General features: G+C 42.1%; 21 protein-coding genes, 8 tRNA genes and 1 rRNA gene. 8 read left to right on the top strand and 22 right to left on the bottom strand.

Annotation, left to right across the window (positions count from 1 at the left end):
- Positions 1-84: 84 nt before the first annotated feature.
- The 10 genes from ACO1D1_RS26875 to ACO1D1_RS26830 form a co-directional block, all read right to left on the bottom strand.
- Positions 85-1,635: ribosomal RNA gene (locus tag ACO1D1_RS26875) — 16S ribosomal RNA — on the bottom strand.
- Positions 1,636-1,914: 279 nt separating this feature from the next.
- Positions 1,915-1,991 (bottom strand) — tRNA-Pro (locus ACO1D1_RS26870).
- 7 nt (positions 1,992-1,998) lie between these two features.
- A tRNA-Arg gene (locus tag ACO1D1_RS26865) sits at positions 1,999-2,075 on the bottom strand.
- 62 nt (positions 2,076-2,137) lie between these two features.
- Positions 2,138-2,224: transfer RNA gene (locus tag ACO1D1_RS26860), tRNA-Leu, on the bottom strand.
- A gap of 62 nt (positions 2,225-2,286) precedes the next feature.
- Positions 2,287-2,371: transfer RNA gene (locus ACO1D1_RS26855), tRNA-Leu, on the bottom strand.
- A 12-nt stretch (positions 2,372-2,383) separates the two neighbouring features.
- Positions 2,384-2,458, bottom strand: a tRNA-Gln gene (locus ACO1D1_RS26850).
- Between the two features lie 58 nt (positions 2,459-2,516).
- Positions 2,517-2,588, bottom strand: a tRNA-Glu gene (locus ACO1D1_RS26845).
- An 11-nt stretch (positions 2,589-2,599) separates the two neighbouring features.
- A tRNA-Ser gene (locus ACO1D1_RS26840) sits at positions 2,600-2,690 on the bottom strand.
- Between the two features lie 3 nt (positions 2,691-2,693).
- Positions 2,694-2,768: transfer RNA gene (locus ACO1D1_RS26835), tRNA-Asn, on the bottom strand.
- A gap of 119 nt (positions 2,769-2,887) precedes the next feature.
- Positions 2,888-3,361, bottom strand: coding sequence for a SprT family protein (locus ACO1D1_RS26830; RefSeq protein ID WP_149868238.1), 474 nt, complete (start codon positions 3,359-3,361; stop codon positions 2,888-2,890).
- Positions 3,362-3,458: 97 nt separating this feature from the next.
- On the opposite strand from ACO1D1_RS26830, the gene cmpA reads away from it, so the two are divergent.
- Positions 3,459-3,572, top strand: coding sequence for a cortex morphogenetic protein CmpA (cmpA, locus tag ACO1D1_RS26825; RefSeq protein WP_007083554.1), 114 nt, complete (start codon positions 3,459-3,461; stop codon positions 3,570-3,572).
- A 75-nt stretch (positions 3,573-3,647) separates the two neighbouring features.
- On the opposite strand, the gene ACO1D1_RS26820 is transcribed toward cmpA, so the two are convergent.
- From ACO1D1_RS26820 to acpS, 6 genes are all read right to left on the bottom strand, one after another.
- On the bottom strand, positions 3,648-5,834 hold the full coding sequence (locus tag ACO1D1_RS26820) for a Tex family protein (protein ID WP_423337673.1): 2,187 nt from the start codon (positions 5,832-5,834) through the stop codon (positions 3,648-3,650).
- Between the two features lie 372 nt (positions 5,835-6,206).
- Entirely contained in the window at positions 6,207-6,557 is a 351-nt protein-coding gene (gene ndoA / locus ACO1D1_RS26815; protein ID WP_007083556.1) for a type II toxin-antitoxin system endoribonuclease NdoA, read from the bottom strand.
- Positions 6,558-6,561: 4 nt separating this feature from the next.
- A complete protein-coding gene (locus ACO1D1_RS26810) occupies positions 6,562-6,843 on the bottom strand; it encodes a CopG family ribbon-helix-helix protein (protein ID WP_071354167.1) in 282 nt (93 codons plus the stop codon).
- Positions 6,844-7,110: 267 nt separating this feature from the next.
- The gene (gene alr, locus ACO1D1_RS26805) at positions 7,111-8,268 is read right to left on the bottom strand and encodes an alanine racemase (protein ID WP_423337672.1); all 1,158 of its coding nucleotides are present in this window, start codon (positions 8,266-8,268) and stop codon (positions 7,111-7,113) included.
- 106 nt (positions 8,269-8,374) lie between these two features.
- The gene (locus tag ACO1D1_RS26800; RefSeq protein ID WP_423337671.1) at positions 8,375-9,388 is read right to left on the bottom strand and encodes a DUF4367 domain-containing protein; all 1,014 of its coding nucleotides are present in this window, start codon (positions 9,386-9,388) and stop codon (positions 8,375-8,377) included.
- Between the two features lie 161 nt (positions 9,389-9,549).
- Positions 9,550-9,903, bottom strand: coding sequence for a holo-ACP synthase (gene acpS / locus ACO1D1_RS26795; protein ID WP_149868234.1), 354 nt, complete (start codon positions 9,901-9,903; stop codon positions 9,550-9,552).
- A gap of 93 nt (positions 9,904-9,996) precedes the next feature.
- Here acpS and ACO1D1_RS26790 point away from each other — a divergent pair, with 93 nt between their 5' ends.
- From ACO1D1_RS26790 to ACO1D1_RS26775, 4 genes are all read left to right on the top strand, one after another.
- Positions 9,997-10,725: a rhomboid family intramembrane serine protease gene (locus tag ACO1D1_RS26790; RefSeq protein ID WP_149868233.1), complete on the top strand. Its 729-nt coding sequence runs from the start codon at positions 9,997-9,999 to the stop codon at positions 10,723-10,725.
- Positions 10,726-10,767: 42 nt separating this feature from the next.
- Positions 10,768-12,378: a spore germination protein gene (locus tag ACO1D1_RS26785; protein ID WP_423337670.1), complete on the top strand. Its 1,611-nt coding sequence runs from the start codon at positions 10,768-10,770 to the stop codon at positions 12,376-12,378.
- Complete coding sequence (locus tag ACO1D1_RS26780; RefSeq protein WP_149868231.1) at positions 12,378-13,532, top strand: Ger(x)C family spore germination protein; 1,155 nt, start codon at positions 12,378-12,380, stop codon at positions 13,530-13,532. The genes ACO1D1_RS26785 and ACO1D1_RS26780 overlap by 1 nt, the downstream gene beginning before the upstream one ends.
- A gap of 225 nt (positions 13,533-13,757) precedes the next feature.
- The gene (locus ACO1D1_RS26775) at positions 13,758-14,873 is read left to right on the top strand and encodes a GerAB/ArcD/ProY family transporter (protein WP_190284784.1); all 1,116 of its coding nucleotides are present in this window, start codon (positions 13,758-13,760) and stop codon (positions 14,871-14,873) included.
- A gap of 42 nt (positions 14,874-14,915) precedes the next feature.
- Here ACO1D1_RS26775 and ACO1D1_RS26770 read toward each other — a convergent pair whose 3' ends face one another.
- The 5 genes from ACO1D1_RS26770 to ACO1D1_RS26750 form a co-directional block, all read right to left on the bottom strand.
- Entirely contained in the window at positions 14,916-16,409 is a 1,494-nt protein-coding gene (locus tag ACO1D1_RS26770; protein WP_411675472.1) for a DEAD/DEAH box helicase, read from the bottom strand.
- A gap of 205 nt (positions 16,410-16,614) precedes the next feature.
- Positions 16,615-17,304: an alpha/beta hydrolase gene (locus ACO1D1_RS26765; protein WP_149872553.1), complete on the bottom strand. Its 690-nt coding sequence runs from the start codon at positions 17,302-17,304 to the stop codon at positions 16,615-16,617.
- A gap of 32 nt (positions 17,305-17,336) precedes the next feature.
- Complete coding sequence (locus ACO1D1_RS26760) at positions 17,337-18,713, bottom strand: UDP-N-acetylmuramoyl-tripeptide--D-alanyl-D-alanine ligase (protein ID WP_149868228.1); 1,377 nt, start codon at positions 18,711-18,713, stop codon at positions 17,337-17,339.
- Between the two features lie 244 nt (positions 18,714-18,957).
- Positions 18,958-20,037: a D-alanine--D-alanine ligase gene (locus ACO1D1_RS26755; protein WP_423337669.1), complete on the bottom strand. Its 1,080-nt coding sequence runs from the start codon at positions 20,035-20,037 to the stop codon at positions 18,958-18,960.
- Positions 20,038-20,217: 180 nt separating this feature from the next.
- The gene (locus tag ACO1D1_RS26750; protein ID WP_149868226.1) at positions 20,218-20,994 is read right to left on the bottom strand and encodes a hypothetical protein; all 777 of its coding nucleotides are present in this window, start codon (positions 20,992-20,994) and stop codon (positions 20,218-20,220) included.
- Between the two features lie 238 nt (positions 20,995-21,232).
- Here ACO1D1_RS26750 and mgtE point away from each other — a divergent pair, with 238 nt between their 5' ends.
- The 3 genes from mgtE (at position 21,233) to ACO1D1_RS26735 (ending at position 24,664) form a co-directional block, all read left to right on the top strand.
- Positions 21,233-22,591, top strand: coding sequence for a magnesium transporter (gene mgtE / locus ACO1D1_RS26745; RefSeq protein WP_149868225.1), 1,359 nt, complete (start codon positions 21,233-21,235; stop codon positions 22,589-22,591).
- Positions 22,592-22,751: 160 nt separating this feature from the next.
- On the top strand, positions 22,752-23,936 hold the full coding sequence (locus ACO1D1_RS26740; protein WP_423337668.1) for an FtsW/RodA/SpoVE family cell cycle protein: 1,185 nt from the start codon (positions 22,752-22,754) through the stop codon (positions 23,934-23,936).
- Positions 23,937-24,070: 134 nt separating this feature from the next.
- On the top strand, positions 24,071-24,664 hold the full coding sequence (locus ACO1D1_RS26735) for a DedA family protein (RefSeq protein ID WP_149868223.1): 594 nt from the start codon (positions 24,071-24,073) through the stop codon (positions 24,662-24,664).
- 20 nt (positions 24,665-24,684) lie between these two features.
- On the opposite strand, the gene ACO1D1_RS26730 is transcribed toward ACO1D1_RS26735, so the two are convergent.
- Positions 24,685-25,866 (bottom strand): NupC/NupG family nucleoside CNT transporter, encoded by a 1,182-nt coding sequence (locus ACO1D1_RS26730; RefSeq protein ID WP_223820861.1) that lies wholly within the window; start codon positions 25,864-25,866, stop codon positions 24,685-24,687.
- Positions 25,867-25,933 lie beyond the last annotated feature (67 nt).

Here is a 25,933-nt window from a genome sequence, read left to right as displayed (position 1 = left end):
CTTTGAGAGAATTGCTCCCTCAAAACTAAACAAACAAGAAACGTCAACCTTATTATCAGTCCGAAAGGACTGCATTATCCTTAGAAAGGAGGTGATCCAGCCGCACCTTCCGATACGGCTACCTTGTTACGACTTCACCCCAATCATCTGTCCCACCTTAGGCGGCTGGCTCCATGAAGGTTACCCCACCGACTTCGGGTGTTACAAACTCTCGTGGTGTGACGGGCGGTGTGTACAAGGCCCGGGAACGTATTCACCGCGGCATGCTGATCCGCGATTACTAGCGATTCCGGCTTCATGCAGGCGAGTTGCAGCCTGCAATCCGAACTGAGAATGGTTTTATGGGATTGGCTAAACCTTGCGGTTTCGCAGCCCTTTGTACCATCCATTGTAGCACGTGTGTAGCCCAGGTCATAAGGGGCATGATGATTTGACGTCATCCCCACCTTCCTCCGGTTTGTCACCGGCAGTCACCTTAGAGTGCCCAACTGAATGCTGGCAACTAAGATCAAGGGTTGCGCTCGTTGCGGGACTTAACCCAACATCTCACGACACGAGCTGACGACAACCATGCACCACCTGTCACTCTGTCCCCCGAAGGGGAACGTCCTATCTCTAGGAGTGTCAGAGGATGTCAAGACCTGGTAAGGTTCTTCGCGTTGCTTCGAATTAAACCACATGCTCCACCGCTTGTGCGGGCCCCCGTCAATTCCTTTGAGTTTCAGCCTTGCGGCCGTACTCCCCAGGCGGAGTGCTTAATGCGTTAGCTGCAGCACTAAGGGGCGGAAACCCCCTAACACTTAGCACTCATCGTTTACGGCGTGGACTACCAGGGTATCTAATCCTGTTTGCTCCCCACGCTTTCGCGCCTCAGCGTCAGTTACAGACCAGAAAGCCGCCTTCGCCACTGGTGTTCCTCCACATCTCTACGCATTTCACCGCTACACGTGGAATTCCGCTTTCCTCTTCTGCACTCAAGTCCCCCAGTTTCCAATGACCCTCCACGGTTGAGCCGTGGGCTTTCACATCAGACTTAAAGGACCGCCTGCGCGCGCTTTACGCCCAATAATTCCGGACAACGCTTGCCACCTACGTATTACCGCGGCTGCTGGCACGTAGTTAGCCGTGGCTTTCTGGTTAGGTACCGTCAAGGTACCGGCAGTTACTCCGATACTTGTTCTTCCCTAACAACAGAGCTTTACGACCCGAAGGCCTTCATCGCTCACGCGGCGTTGCTCCATCAGACTTTCGTCCATTGTGGAAGATTCCCTACTGCTGCCTCCCGTAGGAGTCTGGGCCGTGTCTCAGTCCCAGTGTGGCCGATCACCCTCTCAGGTCGGCTACGCATCGTCGCCTTGGTGAGCCGTTACCTCACCAACTAGCTAATGCGCCGCGGGCCCATCTGTAAGTGTCAGCCGAAACCGACTTTCAGCTTTCCCTCATGAGAGGAAAAGAATTATCCGGTATTAGCTCCGGTTTCCCGAAGTTATCCCAGTCTTACAGGCAGGTTGCCCACGTGTTACTCACCCGTCCGCCGCTAACCAACGGGAGCAAGCTCCCATTGATTCGCTCGACTTGCATGTATTAGGCACGCCGCCAGCGTTCGTCCTGAGCCAGGATCAAACTCTCCAAAAAAGTTGAGTTGATTAGCTCATAATTTAAAACGTTGGCTTAGTTTCTATAGAAGAAACTAATAATTTATTGTTTGTTGACGTTTTTGTTTGTTTAGTTTTCAAAGAGCAATGTTACTATCGCTAAATTGGAGCGTTTGTATGATAACAAAGGAAAATCGATACTCACAACATACATTTATTTTACTTGGAAGAGCCTAGCAGGATCGAATTGCTGACCTCCTACGTGCAAAGCTAGGCACTCTCCCAGCTGAGCTATGGCCCCAAAAGAATATAAGAGAAATGGTCGGGAAGACAGGATTCGAACCTGCGACCCCTTGGTCCCAAACCAAGTGCTCTACCAAGCTGAGCTACTTCCCGTAATTAATGGCGCGCCCGAAAGGAGTCGAACCCATAACCTTCTGATCCGTAGTCAGACGCTCTATCCAATTGAGCTACGGGCGCATCTCTTATAGCAACTGTGTTAAAGTTTATCGATACCCAGTTTGGTTTGTCAATAACTTTTTTGGTGCGGCCGAGAGGACTTGAACCTCCACGGGGTTGCCCCCACTAGGCCCTCAACCTAGCGACGTCTGCCATTCCGCCACGACCGCATTATTATTAGCGACAAAAATAATCATACCATGTTGACTAATTGATTTCAAGAGGTAAATTATGGTGCGGGTGAAGGGAGTCGAACCCCCACGCCTTGCGGCGCCAGATCCTAAGTCTGGTGCGTCTGCCAATTCCGCCACACCCGCATATTAAAAAAATGGCTGGGCTAGCTGGATTTGAACCAACGCATGTCGCAGTCAAAGTGCGATGCCTTACCGCTTGGCTATAGCCCAATATTATTTATAAAGAATAAGAAACAGGAAATGAATCAAAGTCACTCCCCATCCCTGATGACCCCTACGGGATTCGAACCCGTGTTACCGCCGTGAAAGGGCGGTGTCTTAACCGCTTGACCAAGGGGCCGAATAAGTTTATGGCGGAGAAGGAGGGATTTGAACCCTCGCGCCGGTTACCCGACCTACACCCTTAGCAGGGGCGCCTCTTCAGCCTCTTGAGTACTTCCCCATATGGCTCCGCAGGTAGGACTCGAACCTACGACCGATCGGTTAACAGCCGATAGCTCTACCACTGAGCTACTGCGGAATAATGAAAATGCTTATGCGCCAATAAGACGTTTGCCCTATCGACTCTTACCATTATAATGACGAAATAATAGAATGTCAATATAGTTTTGGGAGAAAAATCTTTGGCAAATTCTTACGTTATTCCACGATTATTTCTTTCATTTTCTTCAATTTACCACTGCACCTGCCACAAACATATCTACTAGTATCAATGCTTTTTCTTCTCGTATAGGATAGCTGACATTTCGTGCACTGATAAAGCAGAACTTTTTTCGCAGAGCGTTTTACTTTTCGCTCTGGAAGCTGAGTGCAATACCTCGGTGCACCTACCTTCTTTAGTAATTGCTTAAATTCTTGATCTCGGTGCTGGTAGCCCTTTCCTTCTAGGTGAAGATGATAATGGCAGAGCTCATGCTTAATAATTCCCGCCAGTTCTTTTTCACCAAGTTGCTCCAGATACTTTTTATTGATTTCAATATTGTGTGTGCCTAAGAGATACCTCCCCCCCGTCGAACGCAATCTGGGATTAAACGAAGCTGTATGCCTAAACGGTTTTCCAAATAGGTCAATAGATATCTTTTCAACTAAACATTGAAGTTCTTTTTGTTCCATTTTGGCTTCCCCTCATCTTTAAACGAACGTGACAACCTATTATAGCATATATTGTATATACCTTTAGAATGATGAACTTTTCGGGAGGTTTTATGATATGCCGACTTGGTTGCAAAACCAAATGAAAAGGGCTTTTTATGAGAAGGACCGCTATCAGATCAAATTGTTAAACCAATGCTGGTTTTTTTACAGAAAAAAACACTGCTCCTAGAAGCAGTGTTTCCATTTATTATGGCGTCTTTCGTTCAGAGGATCCTTCCACGAACAATCGCGCTTACCGCCATTCCTATGAAGGCTGCAGCATCGTTAAGGCAACACGGCCTTTTTTCGTATCAACCGAATCCACCCAAACGGTGACCACATCTCCCACAGACACAATGTCGAGCGGATGTTTGACAAAGCGATTGCTTAGCTTGGAGATATGAACAAGCCCATCCTGCTTGACACCAATATCAACAAACGCACCGAAATCAACGACATTTCGAACCGTGCCTTGAAGTTCCATTCCCGCTTTTAAGTCCTCTAACTTTAAGACATCTTTTTTCAAAAGTGGACGCGGCAAATCATCACGCGGATCACGTTCCGGTCTGACTAAAGCGTCAATGATATCCTTTAAGGTTAATTCACCAATAGAAAGTTCTTCAGAAACCGTTTTTAGATTAAGACTGTTTAGCGCTGCCTTTAACTCTTCGGTACCCAAGTCATTGGCGGTGAAGCCTAAGCTAACTAATAGCTTCTTTACTTCATCGTAGTTCTCGGGGTGAATCCCTGTTCGGTCAAGCGGCTGCTTCCCATCTAACACACGCAAAAAACCAATTGCCTGCTCATAAGTTTTGGCTCCAAGGCGCGGCACCTTCTTTAATTGCACACGGCTCGTGAATTTCCCTTCCTCTTCCCGTTTTTTCACAATATTGTTTGCGGCCGTCTTGTTCAGCCCGGCTACATACTGTAATAGTGAAGAAGAAGCGGTATTTACATTGACACCAACCCGGTTTACGGCTGTTTCAACGACAAAATGCAAGGATTCTGACAGGCGTTTTTGGGAAACGTCATGCTGGTATTGGCCGACACCCACAGATTTAGGGTCGATTTTCACCAACTCAGCCAGTGGATCCTGCAAACGGCGGGCAATGGAGACGGCACTTCTTTCTTCGACCTGAAAATTCGGAAACTCTTCTCTGGCAAGATCAGATGCGGAATAAACACTGGCACCTGCTTCGTTAACGATTAAATAGAAAATTTCCTCATCCATTTCTTTTAATATATCAGCGACAAATTGCTCTGTTTCACGGGATGCTGTACCGTTCCCGATTGCGGCCATTTCTACTTTATATTCACGTAATATCTTTATAAACTTTTCGCGCGCTTCTTTCGCTTTTGAAACCGGCGGGTGCGGATAGATGACATCTATTTTCAAGACTTTCCCGGTTTCATCTACAACTGCCAATTTACAGCCTGTACGGTAGGCAGGGTCAACACCAATGACGACTTTTCCTTTTAACGGCGGCTGCAGAAGTAAATTGCGGAGATTCTCCGAGAATATATGTATTGCTTGTTCTTCGCCCTTTTCAGTTAATTCACTGCGAATTTCCCGTTCAATCGAAGGCTGAATCAATCGTTTATAGCTGTCTTCCATCGCCTCTAAAACAATGGGAGCCGCCGGTGAGTGCTGGTTACGAATCCATTTCCGCGACAAATAAGATAGTATGAAATCGGCATTCATTTTAATCGAAACCCGTAAAATATCTTCCTTTTCCCCACGATTTAAGGCTAATGTCCGGTGGGGAACAATTTTATTTACTGGTTCTTCATATTCATAATACATTTCATATACGTTTTTCTCGTCTTTTTCTGCATCTTTCACAACAGACGACACTGAACCCGACTTAAAGGTTTCTTTGCGGATCCATTTACGGCTTTCTGCATCATCAGAAACCCATTCCGCGATGATGTCTTTGGCGCCTGCAATCGCGTCATCTACCGTATGAACATCCTTTTCTTCAGCTATAAATTGCATTGCTTTTTCATTAATACTATCTTTAGGAAAAGTCATCAGCCACTCGGCCAATGGTTCCAGCCCTTTTTCCTTAGCAACAGTGGCTTTTGTTCGTCTTTTTTGTTTATAAGGACGATATAAATCTTCCACCTCTTGAAGTTTTTCTGCCTTTGTAATACTTTTACTGAGCTCGTCCGTTAATTTCCCCTGCTCTGCAATAATCCGTAAAACCTCTTCTTTTCTTTGTTCAAGGTTTTGAATATACTGCCTGCGCTCTGAGACGGAACGAATCTGCACTTCATCAAGGGCACCCGTCATTTCCTTCCGGTAGCGGGCAATGAACGGAACGGTATTGCCTTCGTCCAATAAGGAAATAACACTCTTTACTTGTTTATAAGAGATCGCTAGTTCAGCGGCTATTTTACCTAATAATTGATCATCCTTTACTGCTGTGTCACTCACTAATCCATCCTCCATTCCATTTTTCTATATTGTACCAAATTTAAAAATGAGTTTCATTATACGGCTCTGGTACTAACTTTTTTTACAAAAGGCTGTGTTTAACTTGGCTGTTGATTTGCGCTCCAGACACTTCGCTTTCCGCGGGCGGTCCGGGGAGCCTCCTCGGCGCTTAGGCGCCTGCGGGGTCTCCCCTGCCCCGTCCTCCCGCAGGAGTCTTCGTGCCTTCCGCTCCAATCAACAAGGATATAAAATTAACAATGTCCTTTAACACAGCCATACAAAAAAAAGAAAAGCAAGCCGGATTAGCTTGCTAAAAGAGCAGAATGAAAGAATGAGGTCAGATTATGTATGAAAAAACGCTCTTTTTTAAAAGAGCGTAGGTAAAGACTAAAATTCGATGAGACCCAAGCTTACCTGCAAGGCTTCATCCACTTTCTCCATCATTTCGTCATCGAGATGAGTGATTTTATCGGTTAACCGCTGCTTATCAATTGTACGAATCTGCTCTAACAGAATGACCGAATCTCGTTCAAATCCGTAGCGCTTGGCATCAATCTCTACATGCGTAGGAAGCTTCGCTTTTTGAATTTGAGCTGTAATCGCTGCAACAATAACTGTGGGACTAAACCGATTCCCGATGTCATTTTGGATGACAAGTACAGGTCGGACGCCGCCTTGTTCAGAACCAACAACTGGGGATAGGTCCGCGAAATATACGTCACCACGCTTGACAATCAAAGGTTTACCCTCCGCTTACAAGACGTTCTACAGTATGTTCTGCCTCATATTCTGCTTGAAATGCTTCTGATGCAATTCTAAGATTTATCTTTGCCATTTCCATGTATCCACGTCTCATCGACTCGCGAATTTGTCTCTTTTTTCGTTCGCGTAAATACATTTTTGTTGCTTGGTAAATAAACTCGCTGCGGTTTACATTTTCTTGCTTAACGAAACCATCTAACTCAGTTAAAAGATGTTGCGGTAACTTCACTAAGATTTCCGTAGTTGCGCCGGATTCTGACACAAACATACACCTCCACCATCACTACACACCATTTTTAGCTAACCAGAAATGCTTTCTGACGCATAAATACAACGCCTTATGAAGCAGCTCTAAAGCCTCTCATAGGCGAGTTTTATCTGTACCATATTTTATAATAACACTAAACGAGCCCAATTCATAGACTAAAAATAATCCTACTGTATTATAAGCCAATAAATAGTGCTTTTATGCACAAATTACCGCAATATCATATTTATGTTCTAATTTCCTTCATTACGCCTGAAAGTTTTATAGCAGACCATTTTTTATCTCGACAATTTTTCCACCTTTTTTATAAAGGCGGGGAACACGATGGCCAATGATACACGGTACTTCATAATTTATTGTTTCAAGTTTCTCGGCGATCTCATTTACCGATAGGAATTGCTCCCTCTCTCTGCCAATTAGTGTGACAGTTGTCCCAACCGGCAGATTAGATGAAAGGCGAACCATGCATTGATCCATGCAGATTCTGCCGACAATTGGTGCACGCTTTCCATCCACTAACACTTCCTGGCCCTGCAGCTTGCGAATCCATCCATCTGCATAGCCAATTGGAATCGTGCCAATCCACTCTTCTTTCTCACTTACATAAGTTGCCCCATAGCTTACCTTATCACCCTTTTGAAGCTGTTTCACATGGACAAGCTTGGATTTTAGTGAAAATGCCTCTTTTAACGGAAAGGGAATTTCCTTTTCCATTTCGATAGAAGGCGTCAATCCGTACATCGCAATTCCCAGCCGTACTGTATTAAAATACGCTTTAGGAAACCGTAAAGTCGCCGCACTGTTACTGGAATGAACATACTTTGGCTTCTTCGTCAGTGCACTGATTATATTCTCAAATAGCGCCAATTGCTGTTGGAAATAGGTATCGTCCAATGTATCTGCCGTGGCAAAATGCGTATAAATTCCTTCAAAGTGAAATCGCTCGTCTCCTAGAATAAGCTGCTCGATCACTTGTAATTCTTCGCTGGTCCGAATCCCTAATCTTCCCATCCCCGTATCTATTTTTATGTGTAAAGAAACGCACTCATCTACCTTTAAGTGTTCTTTGGCTTTTTTTATCCATTCCTTTTGAAAAACGGTTAGTGTAATCTTATTTTGCGCTGCAACTTGTACGTCCTCAGGTCTTGAGGCACCCAAGACGAGAATTGGAGCCTTAATTCCTTTTTTTCTTAAAGCAACGGCTTCATCCATAAAGGCAACAGCCAGATATTCAGCCCCTGAAGCAAGTGCTGTTTCAGCGACTTGAACATCACCATGGCCATATGCATTTGCTTTAACAACCGCAATAATCGCAACATCTTCTGGTAAATGCGTTTTAACGGAGGCAACATTTTCAGCGATACAATCTAAATCGATTTCTGCCCAAGTATCTCGATAAAAATCCCCTTGCACTCTCATGTCTCCACTTCCTATTTTGAAATAAACCCCTTTCATTTTATCACAAAAATTTTTTTCGAAAAATAAAAAAAACAGACCCCAATATGGAGCCTATCTCATTCTACATTTATTTTACCGCTTCACCTTGAACCGATTTTGCCACTTCTATCATTTCTTCCTTCGTGAGGTTTTTCGAGGCGATCATGTAATCAACCCCGTCATAAGACCATGAAATGGAATGATCTGAAATCGCTCCAATCGTTATACCTAAATCTACAATCTCACCTTCCATATTGGTCGAAGATGTGGACGCAGCCTTTGCCGTTACTTTTTCCTGGATAAGTGTAAATGACTTTTTACCGTCATACGTGAGAACTACCCGTTTACCGTCTTCAATCGTAACCGGTTTTTCCTCGATTAATTTGGTCCCCTTTAGCTCAAAAGTCGGATACTTCACAGCGAAGTTCTGATCGCCGCCCTTTGCCATCGCCGGTAAATTGAGTTGACCCCGGGTCATATTCTTCTTCATATCGAAATCGTCCTTGTCGAAATCCGCTTTAAAGGTAACCTTCGAAAATTCTACAGTCACAAGGGCATTCCGGTCAGGATCCATTACTTTTACAACTGCAGGCGATAGATCACTCTTATTTAGCTTGATTTCTTGGATCGGAAGCATACTATTATTTTGATAACGGGTTTTCGTTTCAAATATATAATGTTTTTTTGTCGAGGAGAACTTAGCCTCTTTATCAGCGACAATGTCTTTAATCAACGATTCATACAAATAGGCTTGGCTGCTGTTTTGCGGCCAATCACTTTGGAAGCGAAAGCTCTTATTTAATGCAGGAGTCAGAACAAAAACCCCTTGGTTATTTCGTAAAATCATTTGGCTTTGGTCCTTTTCTGCATTTTTCAAATTTACGCGATAGAATGTAGGATCCTTATGCCAGATTTCTACGTTATATACCTGTGAATCTGAGCCCATTTTCAATGTCATTTTTGCTTTTACCTTATAGCTGGATAAGTCACTTTGCTTACTCTTTAACTCTTTCACCACATCGTCCTGTGATTTTGAGCCACAGGCAGCCAGCACGAAAATGACCATCAGCCCCGTAATGAGCAGCATTAACTTTTTCCTCATTCCTTCAACCCCTTCTTGTCTCATTTCATATGATTTTAAGAAGAGAAAGGCAGGGATCAGGCTTTAAAATGACCATAGCTGACCTTGTCTCTCCTAGTTCCCTATGAATATATGAGACAACCTGGGGGAATATTCGAAAAAGCTTGTATACCTATTTATTTTTATTTTGACTCCTCAATCACAACCTGGGCTACTGCATACTCCCTGCTGTGGGAGATGGAAAGATGCGCCTGGACGTCCGGTTTTACAATAAAAGGCTTCCCGAAAGCATCCGTCCCAATTTCAATATCTAAAAAGGACAGCTCCTTGCCAATGCCTGTTCCAAGCGCTTTTGAAAAAGCCTCCTTCGCAGCAAACCTTCCTGCTAAAAACTCTACCCTTCTTACTTCTGAAAGGATTTTAAACTTATTGTTTTCATTCTCAGTTAAGATCCGGTCGGCAAATTTGCTCTGCCTTGTAATGAGTTCGCGAATCCTGGAAAGTTCAATAATATCGATTCCAATCCCTTTAATCATCGTTCATCTTCCTTCTATTTAAATTATCAGCAGCATAATAGTGTACAAGACAAAAATTCTGTTTATGATGGTAATTGAGAGGAGGTTTTATCTTTGTTTACAAGAACTGAAAGCTTTCGTGAATTTATCCGATATTTTCCGATCGTTTCTATTATTGTGGCCATTCACATCGTATTATATCTTTTAACCATTTTACCCATCTTCCCAAACTATTGGTTTTTTGAAAATTTTTCAGGTGTAAATCTTTATATTATGGAAGGGGAATATTGGCGGCTGATTACCCCAATCTTTATGCACAGCGGTTTCCCCCATATGCTGTTTAATAGTTTTTCCCTTGTCTTATTTGCTCCGGCACTGGAGCGGATGCTTGGCGGCGGCAGATTCTTATTCGTCTACTTGTTGTCTGGACTGATTGCTAATGCAGCCACCTTCCTGCTAGAGCCGTTAACCTATACCCATGTTGGCTCAAGCGGCGCCATTTTTGGGCTTTTCGGCTATTATATTGCAATTATTATCTTCCGGAAACATTTGCTGTCAAAGCAAAACTCGCAAATTATCCTTACACTTTGTGCAGTCAGCTTAATTATGACCTTTTTACAGCCAAATATAAATATTACTGCCCATTTATTTGGCTTACTTGGCGGCTTTTTACTTGGAGCGATTCCTTACTATAATAAAAAGAATCTTTCGGATTCTATTAAAGGTACGGCTGACTGGGCTGGCAGAAGAAAGAAAAGCGTTTCATTGCAATCCCCAGTTAAAGTTCTCATCTGGGCAGCGATTTTCATCATTGCCGTCCTCGGCTTCTTTTCCCAAAAATAACAGGTATAGCTGCCGGAACATTTTCGGTGCTATACCTTTTTTTTGAAAATATTTTATAAAAAATATGGGAAGTCTAAGAAAAACATCGTGGAGTGGAGCAGTATGCCGATTTTCTCAAGTTCAAAAAAGCAGGTACAGCCTCAAAAAAAAACCTCGAAACATCCAGTAGTTCTTGGGGAGGATTTTGACGTTCGGGCAAAATGGTTTAAGGATACCTTTCAGAAAAGTGATGACATCACGTTTCATGAAATACTAGCAAATCACACACGGGTCGGCATTATTTTTATCCAGTGCATGGTCGATCAACAGGTATTCGATGATCAGGTATTAAAGTATATTGTTTCACCTGATTTTGCTTCATCCCAGAAGGAATTACTTCATAAATTACTCGATCTTAAAGCGATCAGCACGATGTGTACCAGTATACTGACAGATATGAAGGAAGCAACTGACCGTATCTTGGACGGACATATCATTATCTTTTTTGAAGGCGACAGTCGAATGCTGGCCATTCCTCTGACGAGCGTTGAAACACGAGCTGTAAGTGAGACGGCAAATGAGAACGTCATTAGAGGGCCAAGAGAAGCCTTTGTCGAGGATATCCATACAAATATCACAATGGTCCGCCGGAAAATTAAGTCTCCTGATTTAAAAATGGAACAGCTGTTGATTGGAAAATACACCAAAACGAAGGTAATGATTAGTTATATCGAAGGGCTATGCAAAGAAGAGTTGCTCACGGATGTGAAACAAAGAATCAACCGAATTGAAATTGATGGTGTATTAGCTAGCAGCTATATCGAGGAGTGTATTGATGATTGGCCTTTATCACCGTTCCCCCAATCGCAAAAAACGGAGCGTCCTGATGTCGCAGCTGCTGCACTGTTAGAAGGAAGAGTGGTTATTTTTGTAGATGGAACACCGATTCCATTGATCGTACCTGTTACCTTTTATATGTTCCTACAATCAGCAGAGGATTATTATCAACGTTATATTTTAACCAGCGTGATCCGCCTGCTGCGCTATGCCTTTTTAGTCGTTTCACTGCTATTTCCATCTTTTTATATTGCGGTTACGACCTTTCATACAGAAATGATTCCGACAAGTTTATTGATCTCCGTGGCTGCATCTCGAGAATTCGTTCCATTCCCTGCTATTGTGGAAGCATTTATTATGGAATTGGCGTTTGAAGCCTTGCGTGAGGCTGGAGTCCGCACACCGAAAGCGGTCGGTCAGGCAATTGGGGTCCTAGGAGCTTTGGTAATCGGACAAGCTGCGGTACAGGCAGGAATTGTGTCGGCTCCGATGGTGATTATCGTCTCGCTGACAGGAATTGCCTCCTTTATCATTCCCGGCTATGATTTAGCGTTCTCCATTCGGCTGCTCCGCTTTCCAATCATGATTTTATCAGGTACATTCGGCATCTTCGGATTGATGATTGGTTCACTTCTGATCTTTATACATGTAGTACATCTAAGTTCATTCGGCCAACCATATCTTTCCCCTACAGCACCGCTCAAGACTAGCGATCTAAAGGATACGTTTGTACGCGCTCCATGGTGGTCAATGAAACGCCGGCCATCGTTTGCCGGGGCAGCAGACAAAAATCGGTTAACGATTAACAGATCATTTCCCGAGGATGATGAAGATTAATGAAAACGCTAAAATGGCTAATCGTTATGTGTACTCTGGTGTTATCAGGCTGCTGGTCAAGTGTAGAAGTCAATAAACGGGCTTTTATCCAAGCCATGTACGTTGATAAAAGTGCAAATGGCGAGATGGAAATAACCCTGTCCTTCCCACTTCCCCAACGGTTGATTCCAGGCAGCGCCGGGGCATCAGGAGGGAATCCATATGCCCAAATCTCGGCTACAGGAAAAACGGTGACAGATGCCTATCACAAAATGCAGGCAGATGAATCACGGGAACTAAGCTGGGGCCATACAAGGATTATTGTCGTCAGTGAAGAAATGGCTAAGGAAGGGATTGGACATGTTTTAGAATTCATTGTCCGTGAACCGAAATTAAATATCAATACTGCCGTATTAGTTACTCCGGGTAAAGCCAAAGAAATCGAAAATTTAGCACCGGTTTTCGAAACATTTCCAGGTGAGATCATCCGCAGATTCACCCAGGAACATATTACGTTATACACCACCCCGAAAGACTTCCTTGAAACGGAAAATGGCGATATGATCACAGGGCTGTTAACTAAGAAAAAGGAAAAAATGCTGAGTGAGAAAGGGAAGGAAAAATTGTGGGTCGGCACAGGCGGAATGGCATTATTTCACAATTATAAATTGGTCGGCACATTAAGTCCAAGTGAAGGCCGCGGGGCATTATGGCTGCGAAACTCGATAAATAAAGCAGCGGTAACAATTAAATCACCCACCGATGGGAAGCATATTAGTTTATTAGTCTTACAGGCGCATACGAAAATCCGCCCATCTAAAAAGGAACCATACACATTTAATGTGTATGTTACCGCAGAAGATGATATTTCAGAATCACAATCCAACATTGATTTATCGAAACCAAAAAATATCTATCACTTGGAGCGGATTGCCGAAAAGGAAATTAAGGATCGAATCAATGATGCGTTTCATGCTTCAAAAAGAGTCAAAGCAGATGTTTTTCAATTGGGCGAATACTTATTATGGCATAAACCAAAAATATGGAAAAAATCCAAAAAGGATTGGCCTGCTATTTATCAAGACAAAGTTAAGCTCAATATCCATGTTGATTTGAAGATTAAGCGTCCCGGCAGTGAAAATAATCCATTTTGGACAAAGGAATTACATTCATGATTATCATTATATTTTGTTTTCTACTGATCTTTTTTAACGAGTGGTTCTATTTAAAAAGTAAGAATCGTAAAAAAAGAACCTATTGGATTGTTTATTGTATTATGGGTGTCTCTTTTTCGTACTGTATTGCAACGGTCATATTTAAGCAAATGCCTAGCCCCAATGACTTGATCCTATTCCTATTTAAACCACTGCAGCAGAAAATACTAGGTTAGGTGGATTTCCTTGAAAACGGAGCAAATTACTCAAAATCAACTGATACTTTTTCTTATTATTTACTTCTATTCCACACTAGTTGGTTTCGCTGCTGCGCATTTAATCCACTTATCCCAATACGATATAGTGATTGTGCTATTGATTGGCGGCTTAGGAGGGGGCATTTATGCCTTTTTCACGATCAAGCTGGCTAAGCGGCGGCCGACTGAATTTATTAGTCATTATGGAAAGGAAATATTCCCTTCTTGGATCCATTATCTCTTCATGGGAATATATTGCTTTTCTTTTCTGCATATAAGTGCCTTTATTCTAAGAGAATACGAAGACTTTTTCGTCCAAACCTATTTGCCCGAAACACCGAACTGGGCTATAGGCATCATACTTGGCTTCGTTGTCGCAGTAACAGCCCGCTCAGGAGTGGTTACGTTATTTCGAACCGCGCAGGGATTATTTTTTCTCGTAATCATAGCCGATATCTTAATTACCGCTTTTATTGGAAAGGAATTAAAATGGGACAGGTGGATGGCCTTTGTCACGAACCATAGCTGGAATAACATTTATAAGGGTAGTTTTTACACCATTCCTTTTTTTGGAGAGGTAGTAATCTTGGTCTTTCTCTTTCCTTATTTATCTCAAAAGAGCAAGACTCATAAATCCGTTATTTGGGCTATTTCGCTGTCATTGTTATTCATCATCATAAATATGGTCTTTTTGTTATTACTCTTTGGTCCGAATCTGGCGAGTCATACTACCTATCCAATGTTGGAAATGGTACGTTATATCCGAATTGCTGACTTTATCGAAAACCTAGATCCATTTTTAATATCAATTTGGTCAACAACGATTTATTTAAAAATTTCTATCATGTTTTATTTATCCGTTCAAATCCTTGCCCATCTATTTCATCTTAAAGATCACCGGCCGCTTGTGTTTTCGCTCGCTGCTGTTATGGTCGCCTTATCGTTACAAATGTCGGGCGGTACATCCTCCCTTACCAGCTTTTTTACTGAATCATGGGCAGCCTATTCCTATTTTATTGAAGGTATTCCCATCTTGTATCTACTCATGGACACCTTAAAACGGTCTATAAAGAAAAGGTCTGCGAAAAAGGAAGAATCGAACTAAAAAGAGCATGGACAACGGGTCCATGCTCTTGCGCTTTTCTACTTATTGATGGTTATAGCTTCTTGGTTTTGATGATTTGCTGCTGGTTCTTTTTTCACCGCTTCTTGGCTTTACCGGTGCTTTTTTGCGACGATCGTTATAGCCGCCGCGGGAATCGTCTCTTCTTCTGCGGTCACCACGATCAAACTGTTTTCTATCTCTCTTTTGTGGCAGTGGTGATTCTTCCGTCAATTTAACAGGAGTCGTATCCGGTTCTTTTGTTAACATTTTTAAGACTGCAGCCACAACCGTTGCAGCATCGTTAGCTTCCAACAATTCATCTGCTGCCGCTTTGTAATAATGAAGGTTGTTAGACTCAATAGTTTGCGTAATTTTATCCACTACCGCACGCTGCTGGCCTTCTAATGCCTCATCAAGTGTCGGTGCCTTCATTTTTTCCATCTTCCGCTTTGTTGTTTTTTCAACAACAGCAAGATAGGATTTTTCACGTGGTGTAATGAAAGTCATCGCTACACCTGTTTTGCCGGCACGGCCTGTACGGCCAATCCGGTGGACATAGCTTTCAGGATCCTGTGGAATATCAAAGTTATACACATGGGTAACTCCGGAAATATCGAGACCCCTTGCGGCTACGTCTGTTGCAACAAGGACATCAATCGTTCCTTCTTTAAACTTACGTAAAACAGATAAACGCTTTGCCTGGCTTAAATCGCCATGAATTCCTTCTGCCGTATATCCTCTTTGTGTTAATGCCTCGGATAACTCATCCACACGACGCTTCGTCCGGCCAAATACAATCGCAAGCTCAGGTGATTGAATATCCAAAAGTCTTGTTAACACATCAAATTTATTTCGCTCTTGCACTTCAAGATAATACTGCTCAATCAAAGGAACAGTCATTTCTTTTGTTTTCACACGAACAATTTGGGGATCCTTCATGAACTTTTCAGCCATTCTCTGAATTGGTCCCGGCATGGTGGCTGAGAAAAGTAATGTTTGGCGTTCTTCCGGTGTTGAAGCAAGGATTGATTCAATGTCTTCAATAAAGCCCATGTTTAACATTTCATCTGCTTCATCAAGGATTACCGTATGAACAGTGTCAAGACGCATGGTCTTTCTATTGATATGGTCTAATACACGTCCTGGAGTACCTACGATAATATGTGGGGCTTTCTTAAGTGAACGGATTTGACGGCTGATATCCTGCCCTCCGTAAATTGGGAGTACACGCACTCTTTTGCCGGCACCTATTTTGTATAATTCTTCAGATACTTGAATCGCCAATTCACGCGTTGGCGCAATAATAATCCCTTGGATAGCATCTAATTTCATATCCACTTTTTCCACCAATGGAATACCGAATGCAGCTGTTTTACCAGTTCCTGTTTGCGCCTGGCCGATCAAATCTTTATTTTCTAGGCTCAATGGAATTGTTTCTGCCTGGATTGGTGTTGCTTCCTCAAAGCCCATTTTGAGAACAGCTTTTAACGTAGCTTGGCTAATGCCTAAGTCTTGAAACTTTGTCAATGTTTTCATTCTCCTTCATCTATTTGAAAATATGTTTCTTAAGTGCTGAATATATTCTCACACGCATCAAATGCGGTAATAAGTGCTTCTTTATTTTACCAAAAAAAAGAACATTCTCCAAAGGAGTATGCCCTTTTCGATCGTTCTTTAGACACGTTGATGATTATCATACCACTTTTACTAGTATTTTGCAATAAAGACGTCTAACCCCGCCTTACCGCTCCATCAAAAAGTCCAAAACTTGAGAAAATAGGGCAGAACGTTCTTCACAATGGCAAATATGGTGTTTCGAATCCTTTATATAGGTAAGCTTCTTTTGTTTCGCACCTATGGTTTGGTATAAGTATTCAGCACTTTTAGGCGGCACAATCCCGTCACAATCTCCTTGTGCAATCAATGTCGGCACTTTCACCTGACCTAGGAGAGGCTTGACCGATGAAACAAGCTTACGGAATTGTAATGTTGCCGCTAAAGGGGTTTCCGTTATTTTTCGTTTATAACGGTGAAATAATTCATTCTCTTGTAAGTTTCCTTGAAAGGAATCAAGGATGATTTTTTTAATATCGGCTCCGAGCTGCCTTGGATTCACATAATAGGCAGCAGCGCTAAGTAGAATCAGCTTGTCCACAGGATGTTTGGCGGCAAGAAAACTGGCAATCAAGCCGCCCATTGAAAAACCAATTACGTACACGACCTTACAGGCTTCATTGAGTTTTTTCAATTCAGCTTCGGCACAATCAATCCACTCTTGGTAGCGGACACCTTTTAAGGCGCCCGGTTCGCCGTGACCAGGCAGTGTAGGGACACTAAATAGCCAATCCGTGTTCTCCTCTAAAAAGGAGGCAAGGGGCTCTACTTCATACGGGGCACCTGTAAATCCATGAATAAGTAAGCAGCCAATCATCCGTTTCACACCTGCCAATTATCATAAATGGATTATTTTTGTAAAGCTGAAACGACTTCCTCTAACTTCATACCTCTGGAGGCCTTCACAAGAACTAATGTATCTTCATCCACGAACGGTTTTAATTCCTGAATAAGTTCTGCTTTATCTGTAAAAGCAAACACTCTTTTTTCTCCCAAGATCTTCTTAGCACCTATGGCGATATTCCCACCTAGTGAACCATACGTGAATAGATAATCAATTTTATCCCCGTTTAAGCCTTCTCCAATTTGCAAGTGGTACTGTTCTTCTTGCGGGCCAAGCTCTAGCATGTCTCCAAGAACAAGAATTTTCCGCTTATAGCCTTGCAGATTGGATACTAATTCGATGGCTGCCATCATGGAAGTTGGGCTGGCGTTGTAGGCATCATTGATGATTTTTTCCCCTAAGTGCCCTTCCACTAGCTCCATCCGCATATTTGTCAGCTTTATGCTCGTTAAGCCCGCATTCATTTTTTCAAAGGGAATGGAAAAATAATGAGCAATCAGCATCGATGCCAGCGCATTTAATATGTTGTGGGTGCCAAGAACCGGAAGCTCAAAAACAGTGTCAGCCCCATTCATTTTGAATGCGTTTCCTTGCTCGATTTGGGTAATTTCTGTTGGATAGAGATCATTGGTTTCGTTTCTGCCAAAGGTCTGAATCGTAATATTTCCTGTATTTTGTTGGATACGCTCCATTAGAAGCGGTTCATCGCCATGCAGGACAGCAAGACCGCCATCACGAAGACCTTGGAGAATTTCCAATTTCGCTTCAGCTATTCCTTCCCTTGAGCCAAGATCAAGAAGATGTGATTCCCCAATATTGGTAATCACAACTGCATCGGGACAGGCAAGTTTTGTCAGGAATTCGATTTCGCCTCTGCCGCTCATTCCCATTTCGAGAATGGCCATTTCCGTGTCTTCATGTAACCCTAGAACGGTTAATGGCAGGCCGATATGGTTATTATAATTCCCTTCCGTTTTTTGCACCTTATATTGAATCGATAATAACGCAGCCGTCATATCCTTCGTTGTTGTTTTTCCATTACTTCCCGTAATCCCTACCACTTTAACAGGTAATTCCTGCCGATATTTTCGCGCTAATTCCTGTAAGGCGGCCAGACAGTCATCGACAATGATAATTGGTAAGTCTAATGGCGGATTCGGGACATCCTTCTGCCAAAGGGCAGCTGCCGCACCTTTTCGGATGGATTCCTCTACATACTTATGTCCGTCCACATGTTCTCCCTTAAAAGGAATAAACAGATTTCCCGGATTAATCTTTCGGGAATCAATCGTCACTCCCTCAATCATCACATCAGCAAACTGGGGAATCTCATTTGAGGCGGAAACCATTTCTGCAATTTGTTTTAATGTGCGCTTTATCAAGTTGATACCCTCCCTTTATTGAGATTAAACAGAAACGGACACGGCACTTCAGCCGTGTCTCAAAGAATAGCGTAAGCGCCCTGGTCAGCGGCGTATGGCCTGGAGCGATCCAACTGAGATAAAGGAAACACGAAGAGCGCTAGCGATTCGATGTTGACTTATCGTAGGGCGGAGAGCGAAGGACACTAGCCGCTAGGGCGCTGGAGCTGGACAATTCTCAAATTTGAAATTTCTTTCTTATCTTTTAAAAAGTATATTTAATATTTTGTTTCTCGGCATGTCGTTCTTTCGCCAAATTCACGAGACGCTCGATTAATTGTGGATATTCTACCCCTGTGTGCTTCCATAAAAGTGGGAACATACTGAACGGAGTAAAGCCCGGCATCGTATTCACCTCGTTAATTAGTGCCCTGCCATCTTTCGTTAAGAAGAAATCAGCACGAACAAGTCCTGAGCAATCCAATGCCTTAAAAGCCTGAATGGCCATTTCCTTTAAGATCCCGTACTCTTCTTCCGTGATGTCAGCCGGAATAATTAAGGCAGTGTCGCCATCTTCATATTTCGCTTTGTAATCATAAAACTCCGTTCTCGGAACAATCTCACCCGCTACAGAACATTCCGGTTCATCGTTGCCGAGGACAGCAATCTCAATTTCACGCGCCGTTACACCTTCTTCAATAATGACTTTGCGGTCAAATTGGAACGCTTCAGCAAACGCCAGATCTAATTCAGCACGATTAGTACATTTGCTGATTCCAACGCTTGAACCCAGATTTGCCGGCTTAACAAAGCACGGATAACCGAGTTCCGCTTCTACTTTAGCATAGGCCTCTTCCTTCGCCTTTGCCCACTCGCTTTTTATAAAAGCTACATAATTTACTTGTGTGAGTCCTGCCTGTGCAAAGATATTCTTCATTATCACTTTATCCATTCCGGCAGCTGAAGCCAGAACGCCGTTTCCTACGTACGGTAAATTTAGCAGTTCTAATAACCCCTGTACGGTTCCATCTTCACCGTTTGGTCCGTGTAATAGCGGGAAGATTACATCAAGCGGCCCTTCTTCCTGCTGGTCCTTTTGCTGAAATGACGGCGCAAGTGACAGCGGCGATAAAGAATGGCCTTGAGAAAATTCAAGTGCCTTAACATTTTCTACCGGTTCATTTAACTGTGGTCCTTTAATCCATTCGCCTTCAACATTTATGTAAATCGGATGAATTTCAAATTTTTCAAGGTTTAATGCATTGATGACAGAGCGTGCTGTCTGTAAGGATACACTATGCTCCGCGGATTTTCCTCCATATAACAAACCTAGTTTTGTTTTCATACCAAAACCTCCAATTCTGTTTCACGGTTTTATTTTAACACTTTATCAAATAAGAAAGGAAATGTAAGCAGACCTGTTTTTTAAATGTTTTTTTCTCTTCATTAGTTTATGATATATATGGCTTGCTTCAAAACAAACATTTGGTCCCACTATATAGAAAATCTCCCCAATCGGAGAGATTTAAATAACATTTAGTTTCCATTCTTTTGTTTTTTTATCAAAGATGATCTTCGCATGGTATGGTTTAGCGGAGATTTGTTCGTATTCTTCCACCATATCATCCATATTTGCAAAATCTCCAACCACCCAGATCGGTATTTCAATTCGGCCGCGCTGGTGGTCAGCATCCCGTAAGGATATACAAATTCCTTCCTTAATAAAAGGTGTTAACGAGAGGAGGATTTCTTTATTCACCTGCGGATAGGAGCGTTTCTTCCGCAGACCAAGGATTGATTTTTCCAGCTTCATTTCCCCAAGCTTGCCGGCCAGTGCTTCACTTAATAGATGGAAAAAATCCTTAAAGCTGCGATAATAGATTTTGTTATACCAGCCATCATCGTGGGCCAAATAAACAAAACGGTTGCCTAGTTTATTATAAAAAGGCAATCTTAAATGCTGCTTTTGATGGCCTAAATATAATAATTCAGCTAATTCCTGACCTGAAAGTTCATTCAGCACTTCTTCTTCAATAAAATCAATCCAGCAGAAGTTGCCGTAACTGTATACATCTTCTCCTGCTAACTTATTAATTCTCTCTTCCGGACAATATTCGAGCAGCGTATGCATATTAAAATCAGCATCATCAAAGCGGTGCTTTAGCAAAAGCAGATGATTTAATGAACCTGAAAAAGCAGCAGCAAATTCAGCGAATTCGATACCGTAGGACAGTACATACTGGTCTGATTGATTTAAATGAATATAGATAAGATCCCGTATGTCTTGATGATGCTTTTTCAAAGCCAAACTCCTCCGTTCAACTACATGAATGATATTAAAACGTGATTTCCATGAAACTTCCAATCGTCTTTATAAATACTTCCTTATTTTATCAAATAATAGGACAAATAGCATATTTCAATTCTTTTACAAAAAATGTTTATATGTTACACATACTATTTAAAATCCACCTGAATAGTATTTGTTCTTTTGCTCATTATAGACCAATGCACCTTTATGAAAGGAGTGTATATAGAACATGATTAAAGATATGACTCCCGATGAAATAAATCTTTATATTATTAAAACATTAAAAGAAAACAAAAAAGACGACTTTGAGACGATATTGGAAGAGCTCCAGCCATATGACATGGCAAAAATTTATGAGGAATTGCCGGAAAAACATAAAGGCAGGTTTCTATTATTTTTAAAGTTTGACGTGTTGGCTGACCTGATGGAGGAGCTTGATAAGTCTGAGCAGCTTGAATTATTGAACATTCTGGGCATTGAAAAAACCAGTAAGGTTCTAGATTTAATGGATAATGACGACCTGGCCTTATTATTAAATGAGCTTTCGCCAGAGAAGAAAGACTCGCTGCTTTCAGGAATGAAAGCAGAAGAGTCCAATGCCGTTAAAGGAATCATGAATTATCCTCCGGAAACAGCCGGAAGAATTATGACCAATCGATTTGTTTGGATTCGTGATTATTATACCGTCAGAGAAGCAGTTGATAAGTTTAAAATCTTTGCAGAGTTTGCGGAGTCGATTAACTACCTGTATGTCACTGACGAGGCACGAAGGCTTGTTGGGGTCGTCTCTTACCGGGATTTACTATTGGCAGAACCAGAGGAGAAAATCCGGACGATTATGTACGAACGGGTCATTTCCGTTTCAGTAACCACGGACCAGGAGGTAGTGGCACGAACGGCAGAACGTTATGATTTCTTAGCCATTCCGGTTGTCGATGACAACAATGTTCTTGTCGGAATTGTAACGGTCGATGATATTATCGATGTCGTGATTAAAGAAGCAAATGAAGATATTGAAAAGTTGTCGGCATCAGGGAAATCCATTGACTTTGAAACGAAAACATTCGTCGCTGCGGCAAGACGGCTTCCTTGGCTGATTTTACTCTTATTCATTGGTGTAATTTCCGGGAGGATCATCAGTAGTTTTGAAGATACGCTTCAGCAGGTGGTAGCCCTTGCCTTTTTCATGCCAATGATTGCCGGGATGACGGGAAATACCGGAACCCAATCACTTGCCGTAGTTGTTAGAGGGCTAATTTCGTATGACATTGATAGAAAAGTGGTTACCCGCTTAATCACTAGGGAGCTCGGTGTGGGGATTACGATTGGCCTCACCTGTGCCATTCTCATTGCCATTATCGCTTATATCTGGCAGGGAAATTTGATATTGGGCGCGGTTGTCGGCTGTTCCCTGTTTCTCACTCTTATTATCGGGACCCTTGCCGGGACGATTATCCCCCTGATCTTATATCGGTTGAAAATTGACCCTGCTGTCGCATCAGGACCGCTGATTACCACCTTAAATGATATATTTTCGTTACTCACCTACTTCGGAATCGCAACCATGTTTTTAAAGCATTTGATGTAGAGATCTTTTGATAAAATATAAATGAAACCTTTTACATGCGGAATCGTTATATAAAGGAGTGTACTATTTTCCCTTAATAGGTAATAAGTATTGTGAGCAAGCCTTTTCTTTGCTAGCATAAAATTAGTAAATATTAGGAAAAATCAGGTGTAGCCAATGGATGCGAAACAAGAAAAAAGCCGATCGCTTCGATTGGACATTAACATTACTATTATTTCTTTTTTTCTTAGTCAGCTGTGCGGCGATTTATAGTGCACAAGCCTCGGGGCAATATGGCGCGACGAATTTCTTAATGATGCAAGTTTTTTGGTATGTAATCGGGGCCGCCATCATCACCGTGTCCATCTTTATCGACAGCTATCAATATAAGCGGCTTTCCTGGTATTTATATGGCTTTGGATTGATTTTACTTATTGGGGTTTACCTGGCACCCGAATCGATTGCCCCTGTTAGAAACGGCGCAAAAAGCTGGTTTGTCATTAAAGGGGTCGGGCAGATACAACCGTCCGAATTTGTGAAGACCTTTTTAATTTTGGCCTTAAGCCGGCTGATTACCACTCACCAGGAAAAGCATGTGGAGAAAACGCTAAAAACTGACTTTCTATTACTATTAAAATTAGGAATCACAACTGCTGTGCCGCTTGGGCTAATCATGCTCCAGCCTGACCTGGGGACTGGGCTCGTGATTTTATCGATTTTAAATGGACTTATTTTGATTTCGGGGATATCTTGGAAAATCATTATTCCAATCTATAGTTTAGGTGCGTCCCTTGGAGGACTTATATTCTACCTTGTCCTAATCAAGCCAGACTTTCTCGAAAAATATCTTCATGTGCAAACCTATCAATTTAACCGCATTTATGCATGGCTCGATCCCCATAGTCATACAACAAGTTCAAGCTACCACTTGTTAAAATCGTTAAGCGCGATTGGCTCAGGACTTATCACAGGAAAAGGGTTTGGCAATCGGGAAGTGTATATCCCGGAAGCCCATACAGATTTCATTTTTAGCGTGATTGGTGAAGAATATGGTTTTGTTGGCGGCAGTATCGTCGTCGGTCTCTTTTTTCTCCTTATTTATCATTTAATTAAGACTTCGTTAGACACCAATGACCCGTTTAGCACGTATGTCTGTACTGGAATTATCAGCGTCATCACCTTCCATGTCTTTCAGAACATTGGGATGACGATTCAAGTACTGCCAATTACGGGTATTCCGCTGCCATTTATCAGCTATGGCGGCAGCTCACTCATGGGGAATATGTTTGCAATGGGTCTGATCTACAGCATCCGTTACCACCATAAGACGTATATGTTCACATCAAAAAATTCGTTGCAGGCATAGATGAATTGGCGGCAGATTTTTGCATTTTCCCTTACATGGGCATAAATGAAGGAAAATGACCATATTCATTTCATTATTAGACAAACTGAGATAAACTATATTTGGTTATAACAATACATAAGCGAAGGTGAACTATGGCTAACTTTATTAACTCCATATTAGAATTTTTATCCCAGTTAGGATACCTCGGCATTGCCCTAGGTTTAATGATAGAGATTATCCCTAGTGAAATAGTTTTAGGTTATGGCGGATACATGGTTTCACAGGGACATCTCAATTTTGTCGGAGCGGTTATTGCCGGGACAATCGGCGGGACAATTGCTCAGCTATTTCTATATTGGGCTGGTTACTATGGCGGCCGGCCATTTTTAGAGAAATACGGAAAGTACGTCCTTATTAAGAAGAGCCATATTGATGTAGCAGAGCTTTGGTTTAGAAAATATGGTGCTGGAGTCATATTCTCGGCCCGGTTTATCCCTGTTGTAAGACATGCTATTTCCATTCCTGCCGGGATTGCCAAAATGTCAGCGACCAAATTCACTCTTTATACCGTGGCAGCTGTTTTGCCTTGGTCGATTCTTTTTATTTATTTAGGAAAGGTATTGGGCAAAAATTGGTCACATGTAAAGGAAGTTGCCCAGCCATATATATTGCCAATTATCATTGCCGCAATTGTTTTGGGAGCAATCTATTTTTTAATCAAAAAAACGAAGAAAACCACCGAATAACAAAATTCGGTGGTTTTTATTTATAACATGACTCCAGTAATTGCGGCTGTTAATAAGCTTACAAGTGTTGCCCCAAATAACAATTTAAGTCCAAACCTCGCCACCACATTTCCTTTCTTTTCATCCAAGCCTTTTACGGCACCGCTGATAATTCCAATCGATGAAAAGTTAGCAAAGGAAACAAGGAAGACTGAAATGATGCCAACGGTTCTGCTTGATAGCGAATCTGTGATTTTTCCTAAATCCATCATCGCAACAAACTCATTTGATACTAATTTTGTCGCCATGATGGTTCCTGCATCAACAATTTCGGAAGCAGGTACCCCAACGATAAAGGCAAATGGTGCAAATACATATCCAAGCGCCATTTGGAAGCTAATCCCGAAGATGACGGCAAAAACGTGATTTATCATACTAATTAAGGCAACAAAGCCGATCAGCATGGCCCCAACAATGATTGCCACCTTAAAGCCATCCATGATATATTCCCCAAGCATTTCAAAAAAGGTTTGTTTTTCTGCCCCTTCAATTTCAATAATATCCTCTTTTTCTGTTACTTCATAAGGATTAATGATATTTGCAATAATAAATCCGCCAAATAAGTTTAATACAAGGGCAGTAATAACATATTTTGGCTCAATCATTGTCATGTATGCCCCTAAAATCGATGCCGATACTGTTGACATGGCCGAGGTACATAATGTATACAAGCGATGTTCAGGAAGGTATGGAAGCTGTTTTTTTACCGAAATAAACACTTCCGATTGGCCAAAAATAGCAGATGCCACCGCATTATACGACTCTAATTTCCCAAGACCATTAATCTTACTTAACACGAGGCCAAGGAAACGGACGATAATCGGAAGGACTTTTATATACTGAGCGATTCCAATTAATACGGAAATAAAGACAATCGGCAAGAGAACATTCAAGAAGAAAGGCCCTGCCCCTTTATTCGCAATTCCGCCGAATACAAAATTAACACCATCAGCAGCATAGGCTAGAAGATGTTCAAATAACCCTGCTATTCCTCTGATTATCACAAGCCCTACTTCGGTATTAAGCAGGATGAAAGAAAATATCAGCTGTAAAACGAGCATAATAGCAATCGGTTTCAATTTAATCCCTTTTTTATTATTACTTACGATAAAGGCAAGCAAAAAAATAACGACTAATGCTGCCAAAAACAATATAAATTTCAAAAACATTCTCTCCTATTCTGATGATGTTATCTCCAAGATGTAAATTATTCGACAAAAATCGACAGCG

The organism is Neobacillus sp. 19 (assembly GCF_049463095.1).
GTDB lineage: Bacteria > Bacillota > Bacilli > Bacillales > Cytobacillaceae > Neobacillus.
The sequence above is the reverse complement of the archived record's forward strand: the minus strand, read 5'-3'. Positions and strand labels throughout refer to the sequence as shown.

Bases quoted from the DNA above. Each gene is read 5' to 3' on its own strand.
- acpS (WP_149868234.1), bottom strand. From the start codon at position 9,903: ATGATTAAAGGGATTGGAATCGATATTATTGAACTTTCCAGGATTCGC.
- ACO1D1_RS26780 (WP_149868231.1), top strand. From the start codon at position 12,378: ATGAAAACGCTAAAATGGCTAATCGTTATGTGTACTCTGGTGTTATCA.
- ACO1D1_RS26800 (WP_423337671.1), bottom strand. From the start codon at position 9,388: ATGAGGAAAAAGTTAATGCTGCTCATTACGGGGCTGATGGTCATTTTC.
- ACO1D1_RS26830 (WP_149868238.1), bottom strand. From the start codon at position 3,361: ATGGAACAAAAAGAACTTCAATGTTTAGTTGAAAAGATATCTATTGAC.
- ACO1D1_RS26735 (WP_149868223.1), top strand. From the start codon at position 24,071: ATGGCTAACTTTATTAACTCCATATTAGAATTTTTATCCCAGTTAGGA.
- cmpA (WP_007083554.1), top strand. From the start codon at position 3,459: ATGCCGACTTGGTTGCAAAACCAAATGAAAAGGGCTTTTTATGAGAAG.
- ACO1D1_RS26755 (WP_423337669.1), bottom strand. From the start codon at position 20,037: ATGAAAACAAAACTAGGTTTGTTATATGGAGGAAAATCCGCGGAGCAT.
- ACO1D1_RS26765 (WP_149872553.1), bottom strand. From the start codon at position 17,304: ATGATTGGCTGCTTACTTATTCATGGATTTACAGGTGCCCCGTATGAA.
- alr (WP_423337672.1), bottom strand. From the start codon at position 8,268: ATGAGAGTGCAAGGGGATTTTTATCGAGATACTTGGGCAGAAATCGAT.
- ACO1D1_RS26770 (WP_411675472.1), bottom strand. From the start codon at position 16,409: ATGAAAACATTGACAAAGTTTCAAGACTTAGGCATTAGCCAAGCTACG.
- mgtE (WP_149868225.1), top strand. From the start codon at position 21,233: ATGATTAAAGATATGACTCCCGATGAAATAAATCTTTATATTATTAAA.
- ACO1D1_RS26820 (WP_423337673.1), bottom strand. From the start codon at position 5,834: ATGGAGGATGGATTAGTGAGTGACACAGCAGTAAAGGATGATCAATTA.
- ACO1D1_RS26740 (WP_423337668.1), top strand. From the start codon at position 22,752: ATGCGAAACAAGAAAAAAGCCGATCGCTTCGATTGGACATTAACATTA.